Raw genomic sequence first — 17,238 nt, forward strand, 5'->3', positions numbered from 1 at the left:
GCAAACCGGCCGGGTTGTTGCAAGCCGGAGTCGGATCATGAGCGCCTTCAACCGCCGCGCCGCGCAGGCCGCCATCGCCTTCGCCTGCGCTCTCGCCCCGGCCCCATCCCTGCTGGCCGAGCCGCCGGCGGCCAGCCCCGGCATGGTCCAGCGGGCCGAACCGACGATGCGGCAGAACCCGCCCGCAAGCCCTCCCGCGCTGCCGCCGGTGCTGGACGAGCGGGTGCTGCGCGCGCAGGCCAATCTTCAGGCGCTGTGGCAGGGGCGGCTGTTCGTCAGCGATCTGTCCCCTCAGGCGATGCAGGACGTGATCGATCTCGATCGGATGCTGCGCGGACAGCGGGCGGACAACCGCACCTTCGCGCAGCATGCATCGACGACGAAGTGCGCCGCGCCGGAGGCCAGCCGACCCGCCTCGCGTGGGAGGTGATCAAGCTGAAGTGCCAGTAGGCGCCAAGGCGTCCGCTATCGGCGTGAGGGCGCGATAGGGTGAATGACGGGACGTGGGTGGGAAGCGGACGCTCAGTCGATAGCCTTAGGACCCATCAGATACGCGAGTGCAATCACCGCTATGACTAACCCCAAGGTCCATAAGCATCCTAGTGCTCGAGATCGGGGATTGCGGTAAGGCATCCTTGCATATTGAGCAGAATGTAAATGGTCTGCAATGGGGTCGCTTCCCGAACGGCGGCATCTGGCTGACGAATACACCAAGCGGACATCTCCAGCGGGGCAAAAGAAGGAGCGCGCCCTTTGCTCGCGCCTCGCACAATGTCAGGTTCTTTTAGTTCGAACTTGGGAGCTGTGCCCATTGTCGCCATGGGGGTGAGTGTCACACAGTTTTTCCATTGTCCGCAAACTTACGGGGTCTAGCAGGTGGCTGTCAGTTCCAAGACCATGCGCGTATTCGGGACCGTGCCCGAAGACTATTCGGGAACGGTCTGGTACCGGACCGCGAACCACCATATCACCCGCCCAACCGTGCATGGCAGGTTTCAGGTTGAGAAATGCGCCCTCGAAGAAGAGTTCTGGCATCTCACCATGTCGGGGCAGACCAGAGGGCGGAAAATTCTCACGCCGGGCCTGATCGTAGACGAAGCCGGTGCATTACTGCCCAAGTGGCGGGTGCCTCGAAAGGCGAGGGTGGTGGGCAAAGGGCCACTGCCCGAAGTCAATGGAGGTGGCTTGAGCGGCTTGGTTTCAGAGCGGGTCCATGCGGTAATCATCGCACTTGAGCCGCGCGCACACGTGTTTCTGCCCTTCGATGTTGAGCATAGCGACGGCAGGATAGAACGATTCTATGCTCACAATTTCGCGGATAGCTATCTTGGGTCGGATTTCATCAGGCCCGAATGTCTGTTCAGTCTCGCCAAGCACCAGATTGAAACGGGCACAAACAGCAAAGGCATCACTTACTTCAAAGACCCCGAGTTCATGCGGCTCGGCGGCACATGTTCGAACGATTTTTTCTTTCTAAACGAACGGGTGGTTGATGGACGCCATCTCTTCACGAGCGACTTTGGCGGCGGAGGGGTTACGTTCTTTTCGCCCACTCTGATGGAAAGGCTCGCGCCCTTCGGCGATATCTTTACCAGCCAAGTGGATTGCGTCCGGATCGGCGTTGCCCCGCCTGGCCCGGCGTTGCCTCCGCCTGTGTCGGCCAAAGAGAAGTCTGTTTTGGGCAAGTTGCGAACCATATTCGGCGGCAGTTAGCCCGTATCTGCGCGATCAGGTCCGTCAATGGCGGTGGATTGGTGCGGCACGCAAGCTTGCCGATAGTGCCGCCATCGGCAATCACCCCGCAATGGCGATTCTCTCCGACAAATGGATCCGCGCGCAGGCGCTTGAGCACGGCATGATCGAACCCTTCGTCGAGGCCCAGCGGCGCGACGGGGTGATTTCCTATGGCCTCTCGTCCTACGGCTATGATGCGCGGGTCGCGCCCGAGTTCAAGATCTTCACCAATGTCGATTCCTCGGTGGTCGATCCCAAGGCGTTCGATCCCAAGAGCTTCGTCGACCGCGAAACCGACGTCTGCATTATCCCGCCCAACAGCTTCGCGCTCGCCCGCACGGTCGAATATTTCCGCGTGCCGGAAGATGTACTGGTGATCTGCCTCGGCAAGAGCACCTATGCGCGCTGCGGGATCATCGTGAACGTCACCCCGCTGGAGCCCGGCTGGGAAGGGCACGTGACGCTGGAGTTTTCGAACACCACGCCGCTCCCCGCCAAGATCTACGCCAACGAGGGCGCGTGCCAGTTCCTGTTCCTCAAGGGCAATGAACGCTGCGAGACCAGCTACAAGGACCGCGCGGGCAAATATATGGGCCAGCGCGGGGTTACGCTGCCCAGACTCTAGGCGGCTCTGGACTCAGGCACCTCCCTCGCGCATCAACGCGCGCAAAGGAGACCATGCATGAGCACCCGCGAATTCGACATCATCGTCTATGGCGCCACCGGTTACACCGGGCGGCTGGTGGCGGAATATCTGGCGCACCACTACGCGGGCCGCGCTGATGCGCCCAAGTGGGCGATGGCCGGCCGCAGCCTCGCCAAGCTGGAGGAAGTGCGCGATGAAATCGGCGCGCCCGCCAGCACGCCCCTCGTTGTCGCCAATGCTGACGACGACGCCGATCTCGAAGCGATGTGCGCGCGCACCAAGGTCGTGCTGACCACCGTCGGCCCGTACCAGCTCTATGGCGACAAGCTGGTCGCCGCCTGCGTGAAGACCGGCACCGACTATGCCGACCTGTGCGGCGAACCGGCGTGGATGGCCGAGAAGATCGCCGAACATCAGGCGGCAGCGGAAAAGAGCGGGGCGCGCATCTGCTTTTCGAGCGGGTTCGATTCGATCCCCTTCGATCTCGGCGTGATGATGACCCAGAAGGCCTGCGTGGCGAAATTCGGCAAGCCTGCCCCGCGCATCCGCGGGCGCGTGCGGGCGATGAAGGGCACCTTCTCGGGCGGCACCGCGGCAAGCCTCGGCGCAACGATGAAGGCCGCCGCCAAGAGCATGACGATCATCAACGTGCTGCGGAACCCGTTTGCGCTGACCCCCGGCTTTGAAGGGCCGGACCAGCCCTCGGGCATGATCCCCGCCTATGAGGACGATCTCGGCAAGTGGTCCGCGCCTTTCGTGATGGCGCCGATCAACACCAAGAACGTGCACCGCACCAACTTCCTGCTCGGCCACCCCTATGGCGCCGACTTCCGCTATGACGAGATGATGCTCACCAGCCCCGGCGAAGCGGGCAAGGCGGCGGCCAATGCGGCGCTGGAGATGATGAAGAACCCGTTCGGCGCCAAGCCCCCCAAGCCGGGCGAAGGGCCGACCAAGGAAGAGCGCGAAACCGGCTTCTACGATGTCGTGTTCGTGGCCGACATGGCCGATGGCCAGCGCCTGCAATACGGCGTGAAGGGCCGCTATGATCCGGGTTACGGCTCGACCAGCCGGATGCTGAGCGAAACCGGCATCGCGCTGCTGTCCTGCACCAAGCCGGGCGGAGTTGGCACGCCGGGCGCGTTCCTGGGCGAGGATCTGGTCAAGCGGCTGGAAGAGCACGCCGAGCTGACCTTCGCGGTCGAAGACTGATCCGCCACGCAAAAAAAGGGGCAGCCGGTCATCCCGACTGCCCCTTATTGCGACCCTCGCCTGAAGCGGAGCGCAGGGGAGCTTAGAAGCTGAGACGCACGCTCGTGCGGAAGTTGCGGCCCACCAGCGGCACGAAGTCCTTGGTGAAGCTGGCATGGCGGCGGCCGTTCACATCAAAGATGTTGTCGGCGGCCAGCTGCACGGTGACGTTGCGGTTGCTGGCGAACGGGCGCCACGCGACCAGCGCATTGACCAGCGTGAAGCCGTCGGTCGGCGTTTCGAAGCTCGTCACCCGGTTCTGATCGTCAAACCACTGCACTTCGCCGCGCAGGTCGAAGGCATCGGTCTGCGCTTCGAGCGCGCCGAGCAGGCTCAGCGGCGGGATGCGCGGCACGGCGGTGCCGTCGGCCAGTTCGGCCTCGACATAGGAGGCGCGCACGTCGGTCAGCAGCTTGAACCCTTCGGTGTCGATCACCGGGTAGGAGAATTCCGCTTCGACCCCGAAGAAATCGGCATCCTGCTGGAGGTATTCGAACACCGGCAGATCATCTTCTTCAAGGCCGGTTTCCTCGAGGAAGATGTAGTTGTCGAACCACTGCTTGAACACGGTGAGGTTCAAGGTGCCCGCGCCGATGCTGCCGCGCGCATAGGCTTCCAGCCCCCAGGCGCGTTCGGTAACGAGGTCGGGATCGCCGATCTCGTAGGCTTGGGTGGCAATGTGCGGGCCGTCGGAGAAGAGCTCCTCGGCGCTCGGCGCACGCTCGGCGCGCGAGCCGTTGAGGCCGAAGCGCATGCCCTCGATGCCTTCATAGACCACGCCCAGCGCGCCCGAGAAGGTGTCGTAATCGCGGGTGATGCCGAGCGTCTGGGCTTCGACATTGGTGAACTCGGCGCGTGCGGCGGCCTCGATCTGGATCGGGCCGGTGCCCCACTCCTGCAAGGTGAACAGCGCCAGCTGGTCGGTCAGGTTGGGGGCGACATAGGCTTCCTCGCCAACCGCGAAGAAATCGCGGTGGGAGAACTGGATACCGGTCGAACCGCGCAGGGCACCTGCGGCGCTCTGCACCAGCTCGGCGCGCGCTTCGACGCTGGTCGAATCGAACGTGGTGCCCACTTCGGCGCCTTCGAATTCGGTGTGGGTGTAATCCGAATAGCCGACGCGCAGCTTCAGCCGCTCGAACGCGCCCTCGCCAAGGTAGATGTCGCCCTTGAAGTCGGCGCGGAACTGCTCGAGGCCGATGCGGACGATTTCCTCGCCTTCTTCCTCGGCCTCGGGCGCGCCTTCCTCGCCGCCGTGCTCGTGCTTCAGGCCGGGGCGCTTGATGACGCCGTAATTGGTATCATACCAGCCGAGCGAGGCGCCGAAGGTGCTCTGCCCGAGGATCAGGCCGAGGCCGGCGTTGATCGTCCAGCTTTCCATGTCGCTGTTGGGAACGAAGCCGCGCTGTGCGGCGGCCTCGCGATATTCGGCGGCTTCTTCGGGCTCGCCGTCGGCGTCCTTTTCAGCGGCTTCCTCGAGCAATTCATCGCGCAGCGATTCCGACAGCTGGAAGCCGCCGATCTCCATATCATCGGTCTGGCGCCACGAGCCGTCGATGTGGACCACGAGGCTCTCGCCAATGCCCGCATCAAGGCTCGCTGCGCCGGTGCGCAGGTTGGTCGCGCTATCGACACCGGCGAAGGCATCGAGGTGGAAATCCTCGTCGGGCATCCGGGTCGGAATGCGCTTGTCGATCACGTTGACCGCGCCGCCGATCGCCTGGCTGCCGTAGAGCAACACCGCGGGGCCGCGCAGCACTTCGATGCGTTCGACCGTGATCGGCTCGATCGTGGTGGCGTGATCGACCGAGGTATTCGAGACATCGGCCGTTCCCACGCCGTCCACCAGCACGCGCACGCGCTCGCCCTGCTGGCCGCGCAGCACGGGGCGCGAGGAGCCGGGGGCGAAGCTGGTGGCCGACACGCCCGGCAGCTTGGTCAGCAGGTCGCCGATCTGGCCGGTCACCGCGTCACGCTGGATTTGGGCGACTTCGACCACGTTGGTGCCGGCCAGCACGTCGAGCTCCTTGAGGCCCGAGGCGCTGACGATGATGTTCCCTTCCTCGTCAGCCTGACGGTTGTGGAGATCGTCTTCGAGCGCTTCGTCCTGCGCCGGCTGGGCGGCGGCGGCATCATCGGTGTTGGCGAGCGCGGGCGCACCGCTGCAGGCAAGACCGATAACGGCGGCGAGCGCAAGGCGGGAAGAAGCAAGGCGAATGGTGGTGTTCATGGGGGATCCTGCAAAGGAGAATGTGATAACGTATCACGCGCCTAACGTCCTGCGCTGCAATTGCAAGACCAAAAGCGCCGGGACGTGCGTGGGGCAGGCAAGCTGCGGCAGGATCGCCACCATGCCCCCGGTAGGATCATATGCACGCTTGGGCCTGCGCGCGCTTGCGGCAGGGCGCTCAATCTGCAATTTCGCTGGGCACCCCCTCATGGCCCCGCATGGTCGGCGCCCGGCAAAGAGAACCGATCGAGTATGGCCAGCCACGATCTTGTGCGCCGACGCAACCGCACCGGCGCAAAGCAGAAATGGCGCGAATTCTTCGGGGCGTGGCGGGTGTTCTTCCAGGGGTTTGTCGAACATCCGGTGATGGTCGGCTCGATCATCCCCTCCTCGCGCTTCACCATCCGCAAGATGCTCGGCCCCGTCGATTGGGACCGCTGCCGGCTGTTTGTCGAATATGGCCCCGGCGTCGGCACCTTCTGCCGCCCGGTGCTGGACCGCATGCGCCCCGATGCGACGCTGATCGTGATCGACACCAACCCGCTGTTCATCGGCTATCTCAAGGAACACATCACCGACCCGCGTTTCATCGCGGTGCATGGCTCGGCCGAGGATGTCGAGGCGATCATCCGCGCGCATGGTCACGAGCAGGCCGATTACGTGCTGTCGGGCCTGCCGTTCTCGACCCTGCCCGAAGGCCTCGGCCCGCGCATCGCTGCGGCGACGGCGCGGGTGATCCGTCCCGGCGGGGCGTTCCTCACCTACCAGTTCAGCAAGACGGCGATGAATCTTACCGCAGAGGTCTTCGACCGGGTGGACAGCGATTGGGAATGGCTCAACATCCTGCCCTGCCGCCTCGCCTGGGGCTGGAAGGACGCGCGCTGAGCCGCTCGCCGCGTTCTGGCAAGAACGCGGTCTGACACCCAACCGGATTGTAGGAAAATGGAGCGGGCGAAGGGATTCGAACCCTCGACCCCAACCTTGGCAAGGTTGTGCTCTACCCCTGAGCTACGCCCGCTCACTGGCGCTGACAGAAACTAGCGAATGCGCGGTTCCTGCCGGAGAGGCGGCGCGATTAGCAGCGCCTTGCCGAGCCTGCAAGCGCAAAATTGGCGCTGTCGGGGCTTGATTGCATGCGCCAGAGCGGCCAGCACAAATGCGCGCTTCACATCCGGTGAAGATGCCCCACATTGGGGCGAGACAGCGCACCGCGCACATGAACACAGGAGCATCCCCTTGGCCAGCATGGGACTGAGCATCGACGAACAGAAGGCGGTCGAGCGTTTCCGCAAGACCGTGGTCGACCCCTCGCAGACCAGCCTCGTCATCCTCGATTTCTGGGCCGAATGGTGCGGGCCGTGCAAGGCGCTGACCCCGGTGCTGGAAAAGGTCGCCGCCGACTATGCCGACAAGGGCGTGGTGCTGGCCAAGATCAATGTCGATGAGGATCAGTTCATCGCCGCGCAGTTCCAGGTGCGCTCGATCCCGACGGTCTATGCCATGTTCCAGGGCCAGCCGGTCGCCGATCTGACCAATGCCCGCAGCGAATCGCAGCTCAAGGCGATGCTCGACCAGCTGCTCGCCCAGCTGCCGGTGCAGGCTGGCGGAGCGCCCGCAGCCGGCGCCCCCCAAGGCCCTTCGCCCGAAGAGCTGGCGCAGTTCGTCAAGATGGGCGAGGAAGCGCTCGCCGCCGCCGATCCCCAGCGCGCCGCCAGCATCTTTGCCCAGATCACCGAATTCGCACCCGAAAACGCGCCCGCCCATGCAGGGCTGGTGCGGGCGCTGGTGCAATTGGGCGAGGTCGATCAGGCACGGCAGGTGATGGAAGTGATCGACAATGATCCGCGCCTCGCCACCGATGCCGCGATTGCGCCTGCCCGCAGCGCGCTGGAGCTGGCCGGAACGCGGGTGGATGATAGCGAGCTCGCCGCCCTGCGCGCCGCTGCCGCTGCCGCGCCGGATAACATGGACGCGCAGTTCGCCTTTGCCGAAGCCGCCTTTGCCGCAGGCGCGCGGGACGAGGCTGCCGACACCCTGCTCGCCATGATCGCCGCCGACCGCGAGTGGAACGAAGGCGCCGCGCGCGCCAAGCTGCTCAAGATCTTCGAGGCGACCGGTCTGGAAGATGAATGGGTGGTCGGCGTCCGCCGCCGCCTGTCGCGCGTATTGTTCGGATGACGAAACGCCTTTCCATCTTCCCCCTTACCGGCGCGGTGCTGTTTCCCGGGATGCAGCTGCCGCTCCACATCTTCGAACCGCGTTACCGCGCGCTGGTGGGCGATGCGCTGATTCGCGACCGCCAGATCGCCATGATCCAGCCGCAGCGCCCCACTGAAGGTGCGCCGCTCTACAAGGTCGGCTGCGTCGGGCGCATCGGCGAAGTGCAGGCGATGGATGACGGGCGCTACAACCTGATCCTTGAAGGCGTGGCCCGCTTCCGGCTGGTGCGCGAGCTCGATGTCACCACCGCCTTCCGGCAGGTCGAGGCGGAAATCTATGACGAGGACGACGACGAAACCCTGACCCACGCCCAGCGCGGCGGGTTCGAACGCGAGGCGCGCGCCTTTGCCGACCGGCAGGGTTACAGCGTCGACTGGGATTCGGTCGAACGGCTGGATGACCGCTCGCTGATCAACGGCGTCTCGCAGATCGCGCCGTTCGATCCGGCCAGCAAGCAGGCACTGCTCGAAGCGGAAAACCTCGCGGTGCGCTGCGAATTGCTGGTGCAGCTGATGCAGTTCTACGGCCGCACCGATGGCAGCGAGGATATCGTCACGCTGCAATAGCGGGGCACGTGAGGGCCGGCTTCAGTCGGCGATCACCAGCCTGTATCCGGCATCATATTGGTCCATAGCGCGCAGGTGGCCATACCGCCTGTCCCATTCCCCGCTTGCCAGATCATCGGCCAGCCGGGAAAGCCCGGCATCGAGTCCGCCGATGGACCAGAAGGATGAGCTTCCCGAGCGAATACGCGCATCAAGATAGGCTTCCGGACGGCGCCAGTAGGCATAGAGAAAGCCGTCTGTGCAATCATGCGGGACAGGAACAGGCTCAATCCTGACGGGACCGAGCCAATCGGCATAAGCATCGAGCCGCGGCATGTTGCGTTCGTCGAGTGCGGCCAGTTCGGGCAGATAGTCCGTCAGCCACGGACGCTGCGCCGGGTCGAAGGTCAATAGAATGATCGGGCCGCGCGTGACGCGCCGCAGCTCGCGCAGTCCCTTGGCCTTGTCGGGCCAATGGTGGATCGTCAGAATAGCCATCGCCGCATCGAAAACCTTGTCGTCGAACGGCAATTCGTCCGCACTGGCCTGAACCGCCGGTGCCGCCGTTGCGGGGCGCTTGCGGATCATCTCGATCGACGGTTCGACAGCGGTCACTTCCCTGTCGCCGGGTTCGTAGGACCCGGTGCCCGCGCCCACGTTCACCACAGTTCGTGCCGCGCCCAGCGCATTCGCAATGGTCGCCGCGATCCGGGGATCGGGCTGGCGCAGCGCCGCGTAATTGATCCCGATGGTGTCATAAACCGCGGTCATCGGGATTCCCTAGGACCCTGCGTGCGCCACGGCAACCGTGCCGGGTGGTCCCCCGGATTGCCCACGCAAAAAGCCCGGAGCCCCGCGGGCTCCGGGCTGTGAGGGCTGCTCCCAGGGGCGGGGAGCAGCGGGGGCTTCTCGCTTAACGCAGCAGCGAGAGGACGTTCTGCTGCGACTGGTTGGCCTGCGCCAGCATCGCGGTCGAGGCCTGGCCGAGGATCTGCGCCTTGGCGAGCGCGGTGGTTTCCGCCGAATAGTCGGTGTCCATGATGCGCGAACGGGCATCCGACAGGTTGGTCGACACGTTGGCGAGGTTGGTCGCGGCCGACTGGAGGCGGTTCTGGCCGGCACCGAGCGAGGCGCGGGCGGTCGAGATGCTGTCGATGTCGGCATCGATATCGGCGAGCGCGGTACGTGCCGCCGAGCCATCGGTACCGGTCACGTCGAACGAGCCGGCAGCGCCGCCGCCCGAGGTCAGCGCGGTGAGGTCTTCCAGCGCCAGATCGACCGTGTCGACATCGTTGGCACCGGCAAGGATCGTCACCGTGGCGGTCGAACCGTCGAACAGGGTCACGCCGTTGAATTCGGTGTTGGTGACGATCTGGCCGATCTGCGCGGTCAGTTCGTCAACTTCGACCTGGATGTTGTCGCGGTCGGTCGCGCCATAGGTGTCCGAACCGGCCTGGACCGCCAGTTCGCGGATGCGCTGGAGCATGTTGGTCACTTCATTGAGCGCGCCTTCAGCGGTCTGGGCAAGGCTGATGCCGTCATTGGCGTTGCGGATGCCCTGCGCCATGCCGCGAATCTGCGAGGTCATCGACGAGGCAATCGCGAGGCCGGCGGCGTCGTCCGACGCGCTGTTGATGCGGCTGCCGGTCGACAGGCGCTCCATGGCGGTGCCGAGCATGCGGTTGGCGGAAACGCCGGCGTTCTGGGCACGCAGCGCCGAGATATTGGTGTTGATCACAGTCATTGTTCAAACTCCCGAATGGTCAGGCAGGACGAACAGGCCCGTCGCTGCTGGTCACTAGAGCGGCCATCCGCCGGGATGTTTAAGCAACAAAAAATATCATTGAAAACCAGTGATATAATGAAATTCCGCGGCGGCACGGCAGCGAATGGCGCGTCCGAACGGGGGCCGGAACGGGCCTGCGACATACGGAATCCTACGGGGGCTTAAATTTGCCTCATCTCCAGCGTGCCGGCGGCAGAGGTTTGCCGTGACCAGAACACGGGGGCCAGAATGACAATGACAGCAAGAGCCGCTGCCTGCGCCGGGACGAACGGCGACGAGATCCATGCCGCGTTGATCGGCATGACCGTGCCGCTGATGGGCGGACGCTGGCAGCGCGAGCGGATCGTGCTGGCTGACGGGCTGCGCGATCCGTTGGCCGCCGGGATTGCCCGCAGCGGGCGGATCGCGATCGGGCTGGAGCAGGGCGCACAGCCCGCACTGGCCCTTGCCGCACCGAACCGCATCGCTCTGACCTATGACCCTGCTGCGCCCGCCGATGCCCGGGCGGCACTTATCGCGGCTTCGGCGCAGGGCGGCTGGCCGATTGCGGGCGATCCGCAGACGCTGGCCCTGTTGACGCTCGCCGAACGGATCGCTGCGAGCGAGATCCCCGTCCTCCTCGAAGGGCCGACCGGCACCGGCAAGGAAGTGATGGCGCAGTTCGTCCACCGCCTCTCCCCGCGCGCGGAGGGGCCGTTCGTCGCGGTCAATTGCGCGGCGATGCCCGAAGCGATGCTGGAGGCGCTGCTGTTCGGCCACCGCAAGGGCGCCTTCACCGGCGCGGCTGATGCAGCCGAGGGCCTGTTCCGCGCGGCGGACGGCGGCACATTGCTGCTCGACGAGATCGGCGAGCTGCCGCTGGCATTGCAGGCCAAGCTGCTGCGCGCGCTTCAGGAATCCGCTGCACTTCGCCGTGGCGCTGACCTATGACCCTGCGATTGCGCCCGCGCCGGTGGTGCTGGCCAAGGGGCGGGGCGATACCGCGCTCGCCATGCGCGAGATCGCGGGCGAACAGGGCCTGCCGCTGCTCGAATATCCGCAGCTTGCCCGCGCGGTCTATTTCACCACGCGCCCGAACCAGATGGTGCGCGAGGAGCTCTATGTCGCGATCGCCGCGCTGGTCGCTTTCGTCATGGCTCTAAAGCGCGGCCAGCACCCGCGCCGCCCGGTGATCGATGTGCCGCCCGAACTGCGGTTCGATGGTGATGGGAGGCTGTGGACGTGATGTGTCAAACCCTTCGTCGCCCCGTGCCTGACACGGGGCTAGGCTCTCTTCGGCAGCCGTCGATCAATGGTAGCCAAGCCCCGTGTCAGGCACGGGGCGACGGGTTGGTGGAAGAGCTTAAACTTCGCCGCAGGCACCCGTTATGACGGACATGAACACTTCCGGCTCCTCGATCATTTCGGCGCTTGGCGCGGGCAGCGGCATTGATTTCATCAAGCTGGCCGGAGACATCTCTGCCGCCAGCTTCGCGGTGCAGCGCAGCACTGCCGAGGCGCGGCGCAGCAGCCTTGAAGCGCAGATTTCGGCCGCCGCGCAGCTGCGCGGGTCGATCACCAGCCTCGCGAGCGCGCTGGGCGACCGGATCCGCAACGGCGACCTCGCGCCTAAGGGCGAGATCGCCAACGCCGCCGTCGCGAAGGTCAGCGTGCCGACTGGGCTTTCCCCGCGCGGCAGTTTCTCGCTGGAAGTGACCCAGCTTGCCCAAGGGCAGACGCTGGTGTCCAAAAGCTATGCGAGCGGGGCGGCGCTGGTGGGCGAAGGCACGCTGACGCTGCGCTTCGGCACGGTGGCGGGCAGCGGCTTCACCCCCGATGCCGCGCGCGCCGCCATCGATATCGCCGTGACCGCCGATGACACGCTGGCAACGGTTGCGAGCAAGATCACCCGGGCAAGCGGCGGGGCGGTGACCGCCTATGTCGCCACCGGGCCGGACGGCGCGCAGCTGGTGATGAAGGGCGCGGAAGGCGCGGCAAGCGGCTTCGTGCTCGAAGCAACTGGCGCAGGCGGCGGCGCTGTGGCGGGCGATCTCAGCTATCTCGGCTGGAGCCCGGCGAGCAATGCGGGCGAATTGCGCTCGACCGCGCGCGATGCCGCCTTTCGGCTCGATACCGTGGCAATGACCAGCCCGACCAACCGCGTCACCGGCCTGCCGGGCGGGTTCACGCTGAACCTCACCGCCACCAATACCGGCGCGCCGACGACGCTAACCTTCGCCAGCAACACGGCGGCGATTTCAGGCGTGATGAATGATTTCGTCGCGGCGCTGAACGATATCGTGGCGCAGGTGAACGATCTGGCCGCCCCCGTCGGCGGGGAGCTGGGCAATGATCCCGGTGCGCGCGAGCTGCGGCGCGATCTTGCTGCGTTGGCGGGGCAGGTGGTGATGCCGAATGCCGCTGCGGGCGAGCCGCGCACGCTGGGCGACCTCGGCCTTGCGCTTAATCGCGATGGCACCTTCCGGCTGGATAGTGCGCGCCTCAATCAGGCGCTTGAACGCAGCCCCGACGCGGCTGCCGCGATGTTCACCGTCGGCCCGACGGGCGTGTTCGCGACGATTGATCGCTTTGCGCGCGAGAACAGTCTGGTGACCGATCCCGGCTCGCTTGGCGGATCGCTGCGGCGGTTCGAGACGCAGCTTGCCAGCACCGATGACCGGCTGGCCGCGATTACCGAACAGCAGGAAGCCCTGCGCGAGCGGTTGACCCGCCAGTTCGTCGCTTCCGAACGCCGCGTGGCGGCCTCGCAATCGACGCTGACCTTCCTGCGCCAGCAGGTCGACATGTGGTCGAACAGCGACCGGTAAGGGTGACAGGCCATGCAGATGCTCGCCCGCAATCCGGCCGCCGCCTATCGCCGTGTCGAGCTTGACGCGCGGATTGAAGCGTCTGGCAGCGCGGATCTGACGCGCATCTGTCTGGAGGAAGCCTGGGCCGCTTTAGGGGGTGCCTTGGTCCAGCTAGACCGGGGCTTGGGGGTGGTTAGACCCTCTTTGACCCGTGCCCAATCGATCCTTGTGTACCTTGCCCGCTCGGTCGCCCCCGGCCACCCGCTGCATGCCAGTTTGACGCAGTTCTATGGCGGGCTGGCAGGGCAGGTCGGAGCCAATCTCCTACAACCCGACGCTGCGGAGCTTTCCAACATCAGAAGCGATATCAGGGACTTGCTGGACGCTGCCGGATAGAAAAACCGGAATGTTCCACGTGGAACATTTTTCAGGCGTCGATTTTACCCCACCCATTCCGCGATAATCCGCGCCGCATCCGCCGGGTCCTGGAAGGGGTGGAAATGGGTCATGTCCGGGCGGTAGAGGTCAGCCCCCTGCGGCAACACCTGCGCCAGCTCCGGCCAAGTCGGCGAGCTCTTGAAATCCTGAAGATCGGTCATCTGCGCCCGCACCACCAGCACCGGAATATCGACCCGCTTCGCCGCCTCGATCACTGCGCCATTGCTGCGGCTTGAGGCATAGACGCTGGCCTCGACTTCGGGCGCACAAGCGAGTTCCATCCCCTCGCCCGAAGCGGCGGGAACGAGGCCGAAACGGCAATAATCCGCGAAAACCCGCGGGTCGAACAGGTTATAGGGATCGCGGCCTGCAAAGCGTTCGATCATCGCCTCGGCGCTCGCAAAGTCGCGCTTGCGGCGGATCGCGGGGTGGGGGTTGTCGGGGGTGTAGAGCGCCCCGGCGGGGGCATAGAACTCGGGCGCAAGGATCACCGGATCGAACAGCACCAGCCGTGCGAACCGGCCCGGATTGTCCGCCGCGACCTGCACCAGCGTATGCGCGCCCATCGAATGGCCGATACCGACCGCGCCCGAAATCCCAGCTTGTTCAAGGAAATCAGAAACATCGCGCGCGACGATGCGCCAGTCTTCGATCGGCCCGCCGCCCGACTGGCCGTGACCGCGCAGGTCGATGGCGAAGGCGGGATGATCGGGGAAGGCCTCGATGATCGCGTCGAACACCCGTCCGTGAAAGCCGGTCGCATGGGCGAACACCAGCGGCACCCCGCCGCCGGACGAGGCCCATTGGTGGACGGCAAGGTCGATCCCGTTGACGGGGTAAAGGCGGGTGACAGGGGCTTGGCGGGTCGAGGTCATCGCTCCGCCCAACCGGATCGGAGGCGGGGTGTCAATCAGGCGCTTTTGGCAGGGGTAGGCTTGGGGGTAGGCTCACCCTCGCCGCGATGGCGGACGAAGTGCAGCGCTTCGGCCAGCCGCCCGGGCGCGATAAGGTGCAGCACGCCGCCATAGAGCGCGATCCCCGCAGGCACGACCGCAATCAACGCCAGCAGCGGCGGCAGGCTTGCGGGCAAGAGCGCGAGCAGCAGCGCGACCAGCCCTGCCATCGCCAGCGCGGCGACCAGCGGCGGGGTGAGCGCGTGGGCGAGTGCGCCGAGCCGCAGCCCCAGCGCCGGCGCGGACAAGCGCACCGTCGCTGCAGTCAGCACCGCCATCCCGCCGACCCAGCCCCACGCGAACCCATCAACGCCAAAGGCCGAGCCGATCAGGAAGGCGGCAGGCATCACCACGCTCCCTAGCATCGCCACCCGCAGCGCGATGCCCGGCACCCCGCGCGCATTGGTTGCAGGGGCGAACAGGATCTGGAGTGTCATCATCGCCATTGCGGCGCACAGGATCGGCAGCAACGGGACGATCCCGTTCCATTTGTCCCCCAGCAACACCGGCACCAGCACCGGGGCGACCACCGCAAGGCCGGCATAGGCGGGCAGCGCCACCAGCATCACCAGCCGGATCGTCGCCAGCAGCGCGGTCGGCGCGCTTGCCTCGACCCCCTCGCCCTGCTGGCGCGCATAGGCGGCATAGGCGACCTCGTTGATCGGCGGCACGAACTTGGCGGCGAGCAGTTGTGCAAGGAACAGCCCGGTCGAATAGACGCCCAGCGTGTGCGGATCGAGCACCCGCCCGGCGATCACCACATCGGCCTGGCTCTGCACGAACCAGAACAGCTGGGTCATCGTCATCACCCCGCCAAAGCCGAGGATGTGGCCCGCGCCCGCAAAGCGGAAGCTCGGCCGGATCGGCGCGCGCGCGGCCCAGGTCATGCCGACCGCTTCGGTCAGCAGCATCATCAAGGGCGCAGCGACCAGCGTCCACACGCCCCAGCCAGTGAGCGCTCCGGTAAGCGCGGTGACCGCGCCCGCCAGCGCCGCGGCGAGCCGCACCTGCGCGGGACGGCGGAAATCCATCCGGCGGCTGAGGACCGCGTGCGGCAGCGCGCACCACGGGATCGCCAGAAACGCCAGCGCCTGCACCCGCACCAGATCGGCCACCAGCGGCTGTTCAAACCACAGTGCGACCAGCGGGGCCGAAAGGAACTGCACCAGCGCAAGGCCGCTGTTGAGCAGGATCAGCATCCCCAGCGTCTGCCGCAGGCGTTGCTCGCTCACCTCGGCCTCGCGGATCAGCGCGCTCGCCAGACCCCAGCCGTTCATGGTGTTGAGCAGCGTCAGCATCACCTGCGCCATCGCGAAAAGGCCGTAATCCTGCGGCGCGAGCAGGCGGATCACGATCAGCGTCGCGCACCACGATACAATCTGGGTGAAGACCTGGCTGCCCGAACGCCACAGCACGGCCGTGCGCACCTGCGCGGCAAGCGAGGGGGCAGCGGCCTGGTTCATTGCGCGGGCATAGCGCACGCGCGTAACCACGCGGTTAACCACCCCTGTGATGCAGTGATTAGAAGACCACGACGCTGCGGATCGACTTGCCTGCGTGCATCAGGTCGAACGCGGTGTTGATCTCCTCGAGCCCCATCACGTGGGTGATCATCGGGTCGATTTCGATCTTGCCGGTCATGTACATGTCGACGATCTTGGGCACATCGGTGCGGCCCTTGGCTCCGCCGAACGCGGTGCCGCGCCAGTTGCGCCCCGTCACCAGCTGGAACGGGCGGGTGGCGATTTCCTTGCCCGCTTCGGCCACCCCGATGATGATCGAAGTGCCCCAGCCACGGTGGCAGGCTTCCAGCGCGGTGCGCATCACTTCGGTATTGCCGGTGGCATCGAAAGTGTAATCGGCCCCGCCATCGGTCATCAGCACGATCTTGGCGACGATATCCTCGCGGCTCATCCCGCGGGTATCGAGGAACTCGGTCATGCCGAACTTGCGGCCCCATTCCTCGCGGTCGGGGTTGATATCGACCCCGATGATCTTGTTCGCACCCGCCAGCCGCGCGCCCTGAATGACGTTGAGGCCGATCCCGCCGAGGCCGAAGACCACGACATTATCGCCCACTTGCACCTTGGCGGTGTTGATCACCGCGCCGACCCCGGTGGTCACCCCGCAGCCGATGTAGCAGGCGCTCTGGAAGGGCGCGTCTTCGCGGATCTTGGCGACCGCGATCTCGGGCAGGACGGTGAAGTTCGAGAAGGTCGAGCAGCCCATGTAGTGGTAGATCGGCTGGCCCTTGTAGCTGAAGCGCGTGGTGCCATCGGGCATCAGCCCCTTGCCCTGCGTCGCGCGGATGGCGGTGCACAGGTTGGTCTTGCCGCTGAGGCAAGACTTACACTGGCGGCATTCCGGGGTGTAGAGCGGGATCACGTGATCGCCGGGCTTCACCGATGTCACCCCCGCGCCCACCTCGCGCACGATGCCAGCCCCTTCATGGCCGAGCACGCTGGGGAAGATGCCCTCGCTGTCAAACCCGTCGAGCGTATAGGCATCGGTATGGCAGATGCCGGTCGCCATGATTTCGACCAGAACCTCGCCGGCCTTGGGGCCTTCGAGATCAAGCTCGACGATTTCGAGCGGCTTCTTGGCTTCAAAGGCAACGGCGGCGCGGGTCTTCATGGACGGGTTCTC

Annotated in this window: 17 protein-coding genes and 1 tRNA gene; 11 read left to right on the plus strand and 7 right to left on the minus strand. The window is 65.7% G+C overall.

What is annotated here, in order from left to right:
- The first annotated feature begins 37 nt into the window (after window positions 1–37).
- From BG023_RS03350 to BG023_RS03365, 4 genes are all read left to right on the plus strand, one after another.
- A complete protein-coding gene (locus tag BG023_RS03350; protein ID WP_069309210.1) occupies window positions 38–430 on the plus strand; it encodes a hypothetical protein in 393 nt (130 codons plus the stop codon).
- Between the two features lie 446 nt (window positions 431–876).
- Window positions 877–1,713 (plus strand): hypothetical protein, encoded by an 837-nt coding sequence (locus tag BG023_RS03355; protein WP_069309211.1) that lies wholly within the window; start codon window positions 877–879, stop codon window positions 1,711–1,713.
- Window positions 1,714–1,804: 91 nt separating this feature from the next.
- A complete protein-coding gene (gene dcd, locus BG023_RS03360) occupies window positions 1,805–2,359 on the plus strand; it encodes a dCTP deaminase (RefSeq protein ID WP_069309212.1) in 555 nt (184 codons plus the stop codon).
- 57 nt (window positions 2,360–2,416) lie between these two features.
- Window positions 2,417–3,592, plus strand: a complete 1,176-nt coding sequence (locus BG023_RS03365; RefSeq protein WP_069309213.1) for a saccharopine dehydrogenase family protein — start codon at window positions 2,417–2,419, stop codon at window positions 3,590–3,592.
- Window positions 3,593–3,674: 82 nt separating this feature from the next.
- Here BG023_RS03365 and BG023_RS03370 read toward each other — a convergent pair whose 3' ends face one another.
- Window positions 3,675–5,861 carry a TonB-dependent receptor gene (locus BG023_RS03370; protein ID WP_069309214.1) on the minus strand — a complete coding sequence of 729 codons (2,187 nt, stop codon included), beginning with the start codon at window positions 5,859–5,861 and terminating at the stop codon, window positions 3,675–3,677.
- Between the two features lie 252 nt (window positions 5,862–6,113).
- On the opposite strand from BG023_RS03370, the gene BG023_RS03375 reads away from it, so the two are divergent.
- Complete coding sequence (locus BG023_RS03375) at window positions 6,114–6,746, plus strand: class I SAM-dependent methyltransferase (protein ID WP_069309215.1); 633 nt, start codon at window positions 6,114–6,116, stop codon at window positions 6,744–6,746.
- Window positions 6,747–6,804: 58 nt separating this feature from the next.
- Here BG023_RS03375 and BG023_RS03380 read toward each other — a convergent pair.
- A tRNA-Gly gene (locus tag BG023_RS03380) sits at window positions 6,805–6,879 on the minus strand.
- Window positions 6,880–7,106: 227 nt separating this feature from the next.
- On the opposite strand from BG023_RS03380, the gene BG023_RS03385 reads away from it, so the two are divergent.
- Both BG023_RS03385 and BG023_RS03390 read left to right on the plus strand, forming a co-directional pair.
- A complete protein-coding gene (locus BG023_RS03385; protein ID WP_069309216.1) occupies window positions 7,107–8,039 on the plus strand; it encodes a tetratricopeptide repeat protein in 933 nt (310 codons plus the stop codon).
- Window positions 8,036–8,647, plus strand: coding sequence for an LON peptidase substrate-binding domain-containing protein (locus BG023_RS03390; protein ID WP_069309217.1), 612 nt, complete (start codon window positions 8,036–8,038; stop codon window positions 8,645–8,647). The genes BG023_RS03385 and BG023_RS03390 overlap by 4 nt, the downstream gene beginning before the upstream one ends.
- 21 nt (window positions 8,648–8,668) lie before the next feature.
- On the opposite strand, the gene BG023_RS03395 is transcribed toward BG023_RS03390, so the two are convergent.
- Together BG023_RS03395 and BG023_RS03400 are read right to left on the minus strand one after the other, a co-directional pair.
- A complete protein-coding gene (locus tag BG023_RS03395) occupies window positions 8,669–9,397 on the minus strand; it encodes a class I SAM-dependent methyltransferase (protein ID WP_069309218.1) in 729 nt (242 codons plus the stop codon).
- A 142-nt stretch (window positions 9,398–9,539) separates the two neighbouring features.
- Window positions 9,540–10,370 carry a flagellin N-terminal helical domain-containing protein gene (locus BG023_RS03400; RefSeq protein ID WP_069309219.1) on the minus strand — a complete coding sequence of 277 codons (831 nt, stop codon included), beginning with the start codon at window positions 10,368–10,370 and terminating at the stop codon, window positions 9,540–9,542.
- Between the two features lie 270 nt (window positions 10,371–10,640).
- On the opposite strand from BG023_RS03400, the gene BG023_RS03405 reads away from it, so the two are divergent.
- The 4 genes from BG023_RS03405 (at window position 10,641) to BG023_RS03420 (ending at window position 13,597) form a co-directional block, all read left to right on the plus strand.
- The gene (locus BG023_RS03405) at window positions 10,641–11,342 is read left to right on the plus strand and encodes a sigma-54 factor interaction domain-containing protein (protein WP_190315806.1); all 702 of its coding nucleotides are present in this window, start codon (window positions 10,641–10,643) and stop codon (window positions 11,340–11,342) included.
- The gene (locus BG023_RS03410; RefSeq protein ID WP_069309220.1) at window positions 11,326–11,637 is read left to right on the plus strand and encodes an EscU/YscU/HrcU family type III secretion system export apparatus switch protein; all 312 of its coding nucleotides are present in this window, start codon (window positions 11,326–11,328) and stop codon (window positions 11,635–11,637) included. The genes BG023_RS03405 and BG023_RS03410 overlap by 17 nt, the downstream gene beginning before the upstream one ends.
- Window positions 11,638–11,788: 151 nt before the next feature.
- Window positions 11,789–13,219, plus strand: coding sequence for a flagellar filament capping protein FliD (fliD, locus tag BG023_RS03415; RefSeq protein WP_233993062.1), 1,431 nt, complete (start codon window positions 11,789–11,791; stop codon window positions 13,217–13,219).
- Between the two features lie 12 nt (window positions 13,220–13,231).
- Complete coding sequence (locus BG023_RS03420; protein WP_069309222.1) at window positions 13,232–13,597, plus strand: hypothetical protein; 366 nt, start codon at window positions 13,232–13,234, stop codon at window positions 13,595–13,597.
- A 44-nt stretch (window positions 13,598–13,641) separates the two neighbouring features.
- Here BG023_RS03420 and BG023_RS03425 read toward each other — a convergent pair whose 3' ends face one another.
- The 3 genes from BG023_RS03425 to BG023_RS03435 are packed head-to-tail and all read right to left on the minus strand — an operon-like array spanning window position 13,642 to window position 17,226.
- Window positions 13,642–14,514, minus strand: a complete 873-nt coding sequence (locus tag BG023_RS03425) for an alpha/beta hydrolase (RefSeq protein ID WP_069309223.1) — start codon at window positions 14,512–14,514, stop codon at window positions 13,642–13,644.
- 35 nt (window positions 14,515–14,549) lie between these two features.
- A complete protein-coding gene (locus BG023_RS03430) occupies window positions 14,550–16,073 on the minus strand; it encodes a lipopolysaccharide biosynthesis protein (protein ID WP_233993063.1) in 1,524 nt (507 codons plus the stop codon).
- A gap of 40 nt (window positions 16,074–16,113) precedes the next feature.
- Window positions 16,114–17,226: an S-(hydroxymethyl)glutathione dehydrogenase/class III alcohol dehydrogenase gene (locus BG023_RS03435; protein WP_069309224.1), complete on the minus strand. Its 1,113-nt coding sequence runs from the start codon at window positions 17,224–17,226 to the stop codon at window positions 16,114–16,116.
- Between the last annotated feature and the right edge of the window lie 12 nt (window positions 17,227–17,238).

Source organism: Porphyrobacter sp. LM 6, from assembly GCF_001720465.1.
Classification (GTDB): Bacteria; Pseudomonadota; Alphaproteobacteria; order Sphingomonadales; family Sphingomonadaceae; genus Erythrobacter.

Bases quoted from the DNA above. Each gene is read 5' to 3' on its own strand.
- dcd (WP_069309212.1), top strand. From the start codon at position 1,805: ATGGCGATTCTCTCCGACAAATGGATCCGCGCGCAGGCGCTTGAGCAC.
- BG023_RS03425 (WP_069309223.1), bottom strand. From the start codon at position 14,514: ATGACCTCGACCCGCCAAGCCCCTGTCACCCGCCTTTACCCCGTCAAC.
- BG023_RS03400 (WP_069309219.1), bottom strand. From the start codon at position 10,370: ATGACTGTGATCAACACCAATATCTCGGCGCTGCGTGCCCAGAACGCC.
- BG023_RS03405 (WP_190315806.1), top strand. From the start codon at position 10,641: ATGACAATGACAGCAAGAGCCGCTGCCTGCGCCGGGACGAACGGCGAC.
- BG023_RS03420 (WP_069309222.1), top strand. From the start codon at position 13,232: ATGCAGATGCTCGCCCGCAATCCGGCCGCCGCCTATCGCCGTGTCGAG.
- BG023_RS03375 (WP_069309215.1), top strand. From the start codon at position 6,114: ATGGCCAGCCACGATCTTGTGCGCCGACGCAACCGCACCGGCGCAAAG.
- fliD (WP_233993062.1), top strand. From the start codon at position 11,789: ATGAACACTTCCGGCTCCTCGATCATTTCGGCGCTTGGCGCGGGCAGC.
- BG023_RS03385 (WP_069309216.1), top strand. From the start codon at position 7,107: ATGGGACTGAGCATCGACGAACAGAAGGCGGTCGAGCGTTTCCGCAAG.
- BG023_RS03365 (WP_069309213.1), top strand. From the start codon at position 2,417: ATGAGCACCCGCGAATTCGACATCATCGTCTATGGCGCCACCGGTTAC.
- BG023_RS03350 (WP_069309210.1), top strand. From the start codon at position 38: ATGAGCGCCTTCAACCGCCGCGCCGCGCAGGCCGCCATCGCCTTCGCC.
- BG023_RS03435 (WP_069309224.1), bottom strand. From the start codon at position 17,226: ATGAAGACCCGCGCCGCCGTTGCCTTTGAAGCCAAGAAGCCGCTCGAA.
- BG023_RS03370 (WP_069309214.1), bottom strand. From the start codon at position 5,861: ATGAACACCACCATTCGCCTTGCTTCTTCCCGCCTTGCGCTCGCCGCC.
- BG023_RS03395 (WP_069309218.1), bottom strand. From the start codon at position 9,397: ATGACCGCGGTTTATGACACCATCGGGATCAATTACGCGGCGCTGCGC.
- BG023_RS03390 (WP_069309217.1), top strand. From the start codon at position 8,036: ATGACGAAACGCCTTTCCATCTTCCCCCTTACCGGCGCGGTGCTGTTT.